The organism is Streptomyces sp. NPDC058240 (assembly GCF_042882135.1).
Classification (GTDB): Bacteria; Actinomycetota; Actinomycetes; order Streptomycetales; family Streptomycetaceae; genus Streptomyces.
Window position 1 is genome coordinate 21,075 of the sequence record NZ_JBHVWT010000055.1, and the last position, 9,014, is coordinate 30,088.

Consider the following 9,014-nt stretch of genomic DNA (forward strand, 5'->3'; position numbering starts at 1 on the left):
TTTCCGCTCCGCCCGCCCCGAATCGCTCGACAGACCTCAGATTGGCTCAGACACCGATGGCGAACGACCAGAAACTGCGTGAGTACCTGCGGCGTGCGACGGCTGACCTCCAGGAGACCCGCCGCCGTCTGCGCGAGGTGGAGGACGGCAAGCACGAGCCGATCGCGATCGTTGCCATGGGCTGCCGCTACCCGGGCGGCGTCACATCTCCCGAGGACCTGTGGCGGGTGGTGGACGAAGGCACCGATGTGGTCGGTCAGTTCCCCACCGACCGCGGCTGGGACATGGACTCGCTGTACGACCCCGCGCCGGGTCGCCCCGGCCGCAGCTATGTGCGCGAGGGCGGATTCCTGTACGACGCCGCGGAGTTCGACCCGGTGTTCTTCGGTCTCAGCCCCAGGGAGACGCCGGAGACGGACCCCCAGCAGCGGCTGCTGCTGGAGACCAGCTGGGAGGCGTTCGAGCGCGCGGGCATCGACCCGGCCACGCTCAAGGGCAGCAGGACCGGGGTGTTCGCCGGCCTGATGTACCACGACTACGCCGGCGGCAGCGCGGCCGGCAGCCTCGTGTCCGGCCGGGTCGCCTACACCTTCGGCTTCGAGGGCCCCGCGGTGACGGTCGACACGGCGTGCTCGTCCTCGCTGGTGGCGCTGCATCTGGCCGCGCAGGCGCTGCGCAACGGCGAGTGCTCGCTTGCGCTGGCCGGCGGCGTGACCGTGATGGCCGGACCGGAGATGTTCATCGAGTTCAGCCGGCAGCGCGGGCTCGCCTCGGACGGGCGATGCAAGTCCTTCGCCGGCGCGGCGGACGGCGCGGGCTGGTCCGAGGGCGTGGGCGTGCTGCTGGTGGAGCGTCTCTCGGACGCGCGGCGCAACGGGCACCCCGTACTGGCAGTCGTACGCGGCTCCGCCGTGAACCAGGACGGCGCAAGCAACGGCCTCACCGCCCCCAACGGCCCCGCCCAGCAGCGCGTCATCCGTCAGGCCCTCAACAACGCGGGACTCACCACCAAGGACGTCGACGCGGTCGAGGCACACGGCACGGGCACCGTACTCGGCGACCCCATCGAGGCGCAGGCGCTCCTCGCCACCTACGGCCAGGACCGCCCCGCCGAAAGCCCCCTGTGGCTCGGCTCGGTGAAGTCGAACATGGGGCACGCGCAGGCCGCCGCAGGCGTCAGCGGCATCATCAAAATGGTGCAGGCGATTCAGCACCAGGTGCTGCCCCGCACACTGCACGTGGACGAGCCCACACCGCAGGTCGACTGGACCACCGGGAACGTACGGCTGCTGACCGAGCCGGTCGCCTGGCACAGCGACGCGCCGCGCCGGGCGGGCGTCTCCTCCTTCGGACTCAGCGGTACGAACGCGCACATCATCATCGAGGAAGCGCCCGCCGAAGCCGCGTCCGAGGCATCCGAAGCAGCTGAACCGTCCGGAGCGCCCACGGCCCCCGCTGAGCCGCGGGTGCTTCCGTACCTGCTGTCGGCGCGCGACGAACGGGCGCTGCGCGAGTCGGCAGGCCGACTGCGTGCCCACCTCACCGCCGACGGCCGCGACACGGCCGCGGACGTCGCGTTCTCGCTGGCCACCACCCGGGCCGTCTTCGATCAGCGGGCTGTCGTCGTCGCGGACGACCACGACAGCCTGCTGCGCCGGCTGGACGCACTGGCCGCAGGCGACGACAGCGCGGGACTGGTATTCGGTACGCCGCAGGGACCGGGCGGGCGCACCGCCTTCATGTTCACCGGCCAGGGTGCCCAACGCCGCGGCATGGCAAAGGAGTTGTACGCCTCCCAGCCCGCTTTCGCGGCGGCGCTCGACGCGGTCTGCGCAGAACTGGACCCGAGGCTGGAGACACCCGTCCGTGACGTGATGTGGCGGTCCAAGGACGAGCGGGGCGCGGAAGAACTGGACCGTACGGGCTGCGCGCAGGCCGCACTCTTCGCCGTCGAGGTGGCACTATTCCGCCTGCTGGAGAGCTGGGGGATACGCCCCGACCTGCTGATCGGCCACTCGATCGGGGAGATCGCAGCGGCGCACGCCGCAGGTGTGTTCACCCTGGCGAACGCCTGCGCGCTGGTGGCGGCCAGGGGCCGGCTGATGCAGGAACTGCCCGCAGGCGGCGCGATGGTCGCCGTCGAGGCGTCCGAGGAGGACGTACTCCCACTGCTCGGCGAAGGCGCACGGATCGCCGTGGCCGTCGTGAACGGCCCGTCGGCCGTGGTGCTCTCCGGCGACGAGGATGCCGTCCTGCGCGTCGCGGAACAGCTCCGGGAACAGGGCCGCAAGACGTCACGACTGCGCGTCAGCCACGCCTTCCACTCGCCCCGCATGGACCCGATGCTCGCGGACTTCCGTGAGGTCGTCGCGGACCTCCCGATGCACGCGCCGCAGCTCCCTGTCGTCTCCAATCTCACCGGAAAGCTATGCACCGAGGGCGAGTTGACCTCTGCCGACTACTGGGTGCGGCACGTACGCGAGACGGTGCGCTTCAGCGACGGCATCGCCACCCTGCGCGAACACGGCGTCAGCACCTTCGTCGAGCTGGGTCCCAGCGCCACCCTCACCGCCCTCGCCCAGCAGTGCGTGACGGACGACGCCGACTCCCGGAGCACCGCCTTCGTGCCGGTGCTGCGCGCCGACCGCCCCGAGTCGCAGTCGCTGACCACCGCGCTCGCCGAACTGCACGTACGCGGTACGGCGGTCGACTGGCCCGCGACCGCCGCGGGCTGGGGCGGGCGCAGGGTGCAGCTGCCCACCTACCCGTTCCAGCGGCAGCGTTACTGGTGGGAGAACGACGCCTCCGACGCCTCCGGTACAACGATCCGGTCCACGCCCGGCAGCGCGGGCGCCCAGGCCTTCTGGGACGCCGTGGAACGCACCGACACCGGCGCGCTCGCCGAGGCACTGCACGCGGACAGCGACGCCCAGCGGGAATCGCTGGACGCCGTGCTGCCCCTGCTCGCGTCCTGGCGCTCGCACCGGGTGAAGGAGGCGACCGCCGACGCCTGGAGCTACCGGATCGACTGGCTGCCCCTCGCTGAACCCGCCCGGGACACCGCGGCCGCGGCAGGCACCTGGCTCGTCCTGGCACCGCAGGGAGCAGCCGCCGGCCGCTGGGCAGAGCGGCTCGGCGAGGCACTGCACGCCCGGGGCGCGCAGCCACACCTCATCACGGTGGACGCCGCCGAACTGGCCTCCCTCGCCGGCGAAGGGGACCCCACCGGCACCGCCGCGGCACGGACCGCGCTCACGGACCGGCTGCGTACCGCGTCCGAAGCGGGCTCACCGGTACGCGCGGTGCTCTCCCTGCTCGCTCTCGCCGACCCGTATGGCCTGACCGCCACCGTCGCGCTCGCCCAGGCGCTGGGCGACGCCGCGATCGATGCGCCGCTGTGGTGCCTGACCAGCGGCGCGGTCGCGGTGGGCGGGGCGGAGGAACTGCCGCACCCGGAGCAGGCCCAGGTGTGGGGACTCGGCAGGGTCGTCGCCCTGGAACAGCCGCAGCGCTGGGGCGGCCTGATCGACCTGCCGCCGACGGCCGACGAGCGTACGGCCGCCCGGCTGGTGTCCGTACTGGCAGGAGGCGCCGCCGACCAGGGGGCCGGAGCGGAGGACCAGATCGCGGTGCGCGCCTCGGGAACCTTCGGCCGCCGGCTCGTGCACGTCCCCGCCGACACGACCATCGCGGGCACCGGGAGCCGTGGCAGCGGCGACACGGACACGCACGGCGACGACGAGACCGCGACCGAGGGCGACACCGCCGCCACAGGGAACTGGACGCCGCACGGCACCGTCCTGGTCACCGGCGGCACCGGCGCACTCGGCGCGCACGTCGCCCGCTGGCTCGCCAAACGCGGCGCCGCCCATCTCGTACTGACCAGCCGCCGTGGCCCGCAGGCACCGGGCGCCGAGGAACTGACGGCCGAACTGACCGCGCTCGGAGCCCGGGTCACCGTGGCGGCCTGCGACGTCGCCGACCGCGCGGCCCTCGCCGCGCTGCTCGAAGGCCTGCCCGACGACCAGCCGCTCACCGCCGTCATGCACACCGCCGGCGTGCTGGATGACGGCGTGCTGGAGTCCATCACCCCCGAGCGGCTCGCCGGCGTACTGCGCCCGAAGGTGGAGGCGGCCCGGCACCTGCACGAGCTCACCAGGCACCACGGACTGACGGCGTTCGTCACCTTCTCCTCGATCGCCGGACTGCTCGGCAGCGCGGGACAGGGCAGCTACGCCGCCGCGAACGCCTACCTGGACGCACTCGCCCAGCACCGCCGGGCCCTGGGCCTCGCGGCCACCTCGGTGGCCTGGGGACCCTGGGACGGTGGCGGCATGGCGGGCGAGGACGCCTCGCAGGACCGCTCCTGGTGGCGCGGCCTGGCCCCGATGGACGCCGAACTCTGCCTGACGGCCCTTCAGCGGGCCCTGGACCGGGCGGCGACCTGCGTCGGCGTACTGGACGCCGACTGGCCGCAGCTCGCGGCCGGTTTCACAGCGACCCGGTCCAGCCCGCTGATCGCAGGCCTCCCCGAGGTGCGCACCGGTGCCACCGCGGCCGGCGGCACCGGCGGGCCCGCGGGCCCGTCCGAAGCGGCTTCGGACCTGGTTGTCCGGCTGTCAGCCCTGCCCGAGAGCGAGCAGCGGCGCGAAGTGCTGGACCTGGTACGCGGACAGGTGGCGCTCGTCCTCGCCTACGACAGCACCAGCGCGGTGCAGTCCAGCCGCGCCTTCAACGAGCTCGGATTCGACTCGCTCACCGCCGTCGAATTCCGCAACAGGCTGAGTACTGTCACGGGTCTCAAGCTCCCGGCCACGCTGCTCTTCGACTACGCGAACCCCGACGTCCTGGCCGGGCATCTGCACGGCGAACTGTGCCCGAGCGGAGCAGCCCCCGCCGTACCCGTACTGGCGGAGCTGGAGCGCATCGAATCCGTGGCGGCGGCCCTCTCCGTGGAGGAGATCGAACGCAGCCGGATCAGCCACCGGCTCCAGGAACTCGTCACCCGGCTCAACGCGCGAATCAACGACGACAACGACGCGGGGAACACCGAGCCGGCAGAGGGTCCCACCGTCGCCGACCGCCTCGGCGCCGCGTCGGCCGAGGACGTCTTCGACTTCCTCGACAAGGAACTCGGGCTCTCCTGACCCGCTGATCCGCCCCAGCCCCCTTCTGCTCATTCACCCCACTTCCCGAACCTCCCGCATGCGCAGTTCCCGGGAAACGACACACGGCGAGGCCCTGATGGCGAACGTGAACGAAGCTAAGCTCCTCGACTACCTCAAGCGGACGACCGCGGACCTGCATGCCACGAAGCAGCAGCTGCGGGAGATCGAGAACGCCGGACAGGAGCCCATCGCCATCGTCGCGATGAGCTGCCGCCTCCCCGGCGGCGTGCGTTCGCCCGAGGAGCTGTGGCAGCTGATCGCCGGAGGGGTCGACGCGATCGGGGACTTCCCCGAGGACCGCGGCTGGGACACCGGGTCCGACGCCGGAACGGGCTCGGGCGCGGATGACGGCGCGGACTACCCGCGCAAGGGCGGCTTCCTTTACGACGCCGCGGAGTTCGACCCGGCCTTCTTCGGCATATCGCCGCGCGAGGCACTGGCGATGGACCCGCAGCAGCGGCTGCTGCTGGAGGCCTCCTGGGAGGCCTTCGAGCGCGGTGGCATCGCGCCGGATTCGGTGCACGGCGGCCGCGTGGGCGTCTTCATGGGCACCAACGGCCAGACCTACTTCGACCTGGAACTGCCGGAAGAGGCCGAGGCATACATGGCCACCGGCAGCAACGCGGCCGTGCTGTCCGGCCGTATCTCCTACGTACTCGGGCTGGAGGGGCCGGCCGTCACGGTGGACACGGCGTGCTCGTCGTCGCTGGTCGCACTGCACCTCGCGATCCAGGCACTGCACAAGGGTGAGTGCACCCTCGCGCTCGCAGGCGGCGCGACCGTGATGGCGACCCCCGGCCCCTACGTCGCGTTCAGCAAGCAGCGCGGTCTCGCGGCCGACGGCCGCTGCAAGGCGTTCTCCGAGGCGGCGGACGGCACCGGCTGGTCCGAGGGCGCGGGCGTACTGCTGGTGGAGCGGCTGTCCGACGCGCGGCGCAACGGACATCCCGTACTGGCTGTCGTACGCGGCTCCGCCGTGAACCAGGACGGCGCAAGCAACGGCCTCACCGCGCCGAACGGCCCGTCTCAGCAGCGCGTCATCTGGGATGCGCTGGCGAGCGCGCAGCTGTCTGCGGACCAGGTGGACGTGGTCGAGGCACACGGTACGGGCACGGTCCTGGGCGACCCGATCGAGGCACAGGCACTGCTGGCGACGTACGGGCGCGACCGCGCGGCGGAGAACCCCCTGTGGCTGGGGTCGGTGAAGTCGAACATGGGTCACACGCAGGCCGCTGCGGGTGTCGCCGGGATCATCAAGATGGTCATGGCGATGCGGGCCGGCGTCCTGCCGAAGACGCTGCACGCGGACGAGCCGTCGACGAAGGTGGACTGGACGGCCGGCCATGTCCGGCTGCTGACCGAGGAAGTGGAGTGGGACGGCACGACGCCGCGCCGGGCGGGTGTCTCGTCGTTCGGGATCAGCGGTACGAACGCGCACGTCATCCTTGAGGAGGCGCCGGCGGCGGAGCCCATTGGGGCGGAGCCCGTGGAGCGCCCCGACTCGGACTCCACAGGCTCCACGGGACCGGTGCTGTGGCCGGTCTCCGGGGCGAGCGCGGAGGCGTTGCGTGCGCAGGCGGCGGGGCTGTTGGGCCTGATGGAGCGTGTGGCTGCTCCGGATCCGGTGGATGTGGGTGTCGCGCTGGCGACGACGCGCGCGCAGCTGGAGCACCGTGCGGTGGTCGCGGGCGCCGGGCGCGATGAACTGGTCGCAGGGCTGCGGGCACTGGCTGCCGGCGAGCCTGCGCCGGGTGTGGTCAGCGGGGCCGCGGCTGAAGGCCGGCTGGCGTTCCTGTTCACGGGGCAGGGTGCGCAGCGGGTCGGTATGGGTCGTGAACTGGCCGCCGTTTTCCCGGTGTTCGCGACCGCGCTGGACGAGGCGTGCGGTCATCTCGACCTTCAGCTGGAACGGCCTTTGAAGGATGTGCTGTTCGCTGAGGTGGGGTCGGCGGAGGCTGGGCTGCTGGATCGTACGGAGTACGCGCAGCCGGCGCTGTTCGCGGTGGAGACGGCGCTGTTCCGGCTGGTGGAGTCGTGGGGTGTGCGGCCCGATGTGCTGGCCGGGCATTCGATCGGTGAGATCGGTGCGGCGCACGCGGCCGGAGTGTTCTCGTTGGCGGACGCGTGTGCGCTGGTCGCGGCGCGCGGCCGGCTGATGCAGGCGCTGCCCGAGGGCGGGGTGATGGCGGCCGTGCAGGCCACCGAGGAGGAGGTCCGCGCGCTGCTCGACGGGGTCGGGGACGCCACGGTCGCGGCGGTCAACGGGCCGCGCGCGGTGGTGGTTTCCGGGGCTGCGGCCTCCGTGGAGAGGGTGGTGGAGGCGGTACGGGCGCAGGGCGGCAAGACATCCCGGCTGAAGGTCTCGCACGCCTTCCACTCACCCCTGATGGACCCGATGCTCGACGAGTTCAAGGCGGTGGTGTCGGGTCTCGCCTACAGCGAGCCTCGCATCCCCGTGGTCTCGAATGTGACCGGCCGCATGGCCACGGCGGGGGAGATCACCTCTGCCGAGTACTGGGTGTCCCACGTCCGCGAGGCGGTCCGCTTCGCCGACGGCGTGCAGACCCTCGCCGACCAGGGTGTGACGACGTTCCTGGAGGTCGGCCCGGACGCCGTCCTCACCGCCATGGCCCCCGGTGCACTCCCCGACGACACCACGGCCGTCTTCGTCTCCCTACTGCGCCGCAACCGCCCCGAACAGACGGAGACCCGCACCGCGCTGGCCCGCCTCTGGACCACCGGCCACACCGTCAACTGGCCCGCCCTGCACCCCGGCGGCCCGACCCGGCCCGTCGACCTGCCCACCTACCCCTTCCAGCGCCGGCACTACTGGATCAAGAACGTGGCGACCGTCGGAAACATCGCCTCGATCGGGCTCGACGCCGCCGATCACCCGCTGCTGGGTGCGGCGATGATGCTGGCGGACTCCGACGGTGCGCTGTTCACCGGGCGACTCTCCGTGGCTACGCACACCTGGCTGGCCGACCGTGCCGCCGCGGGCTCCGTCGTGTTCCCGGAGACCGGGTTTGTGGAGTTGGCGATTCGAGCGGGGGATCAGGTCGGGTGTGGGGTGTTGGAGGAGTTGACGCTGGAGGCGCCGTTGGTGTTGCCGGAGCGTGGTGGTGTGCAGGTGCAGGTGGTGGTGGGTGCGCCTGAGGGTGGTTCTGGTGGGCGTGCGGTACGGGTGTTCTCGCGCGGTGAGCATGTGGCGGGTGACGCGTCGTGGACGCGGCACGCCACAGGCGTGCTCGATGCCGGTGTGCGCGCTGTCGCGGACGAGCCCGCTTTCGGTGTATGGCCTCCGGCGGGGGCGGCGCCGGTTTCGGTTGAGGACGTGTACGAGCGGTACGCGGATGCGGGGCTGACGTACGGGCCGGTATTCCAGGGCCTGAAGGCCGCCTGGCGCCATGACGAGGAACTGTACGCCGAGGTCGTCCTGCCTGAGCAGGCGGCAAAGGATGCCGAGCGATTTGGCCTGCACCCTGCGGCCCTGGACGCCGCAGTGCAGAGCCTGGCACTCCTGAGCTCCGCGCCGGTCGCCGAGGCGGCAGTGAACCTGCGACTGAACGCGGAGTGGCGCGGAGTGACGCTGCACGCCACCGGTGCGTCCGCGTTGCGGGTACGGCTCTCGCCGTTGGGCGCGGACAGCTTCGCGGTGGACATCGCCGACACGGCTGGCGAAGCGGTCGCCTCCATCGAGTCGCTGGCCGTACGGCCCACCCAGGCCTCGGAGTTGGCCAGTGGTGGCGGGGCCGAGTTCCACGACTCCTTGTATCGGGTGGATTGGGTGCCGGCTGGGTCGGGTTCGGTGGCTGTGGGTGCTGGGTCTGGTGTGGTGGATTTTGC

At 72.1% G+C, this 9,014-nt stretch carries 2 protein-coding genes; both read left to right on the forward strand.

The window, feature by feature from the left end:
- Positions 1 to 56: 56 nt before the first annotated feature.
- Positions 57 to 5,147 carry a type I polyketide synthase gene (locus ACFVX4_RS36955; RefSeq protein ID WP_389986397.1) on the forward strand — a complete coding sequence of 1,697 codons (5,091 nt, stop codon included), beginning with the start codon at positions 57 to 59 and terminating at the stop codon, positions 5,145 to 5,147.
- A gap of 106 nt (positions 5,148 to 5,253) precedes the next feature.
- The coding region (locus ACFVX4_RS36960) for a type I polyketide synthase (protein ID WP_389986409.1) at positions 5,254 to 9,014 on the forward strand (3,761 nt) is incomplete at its 3' end.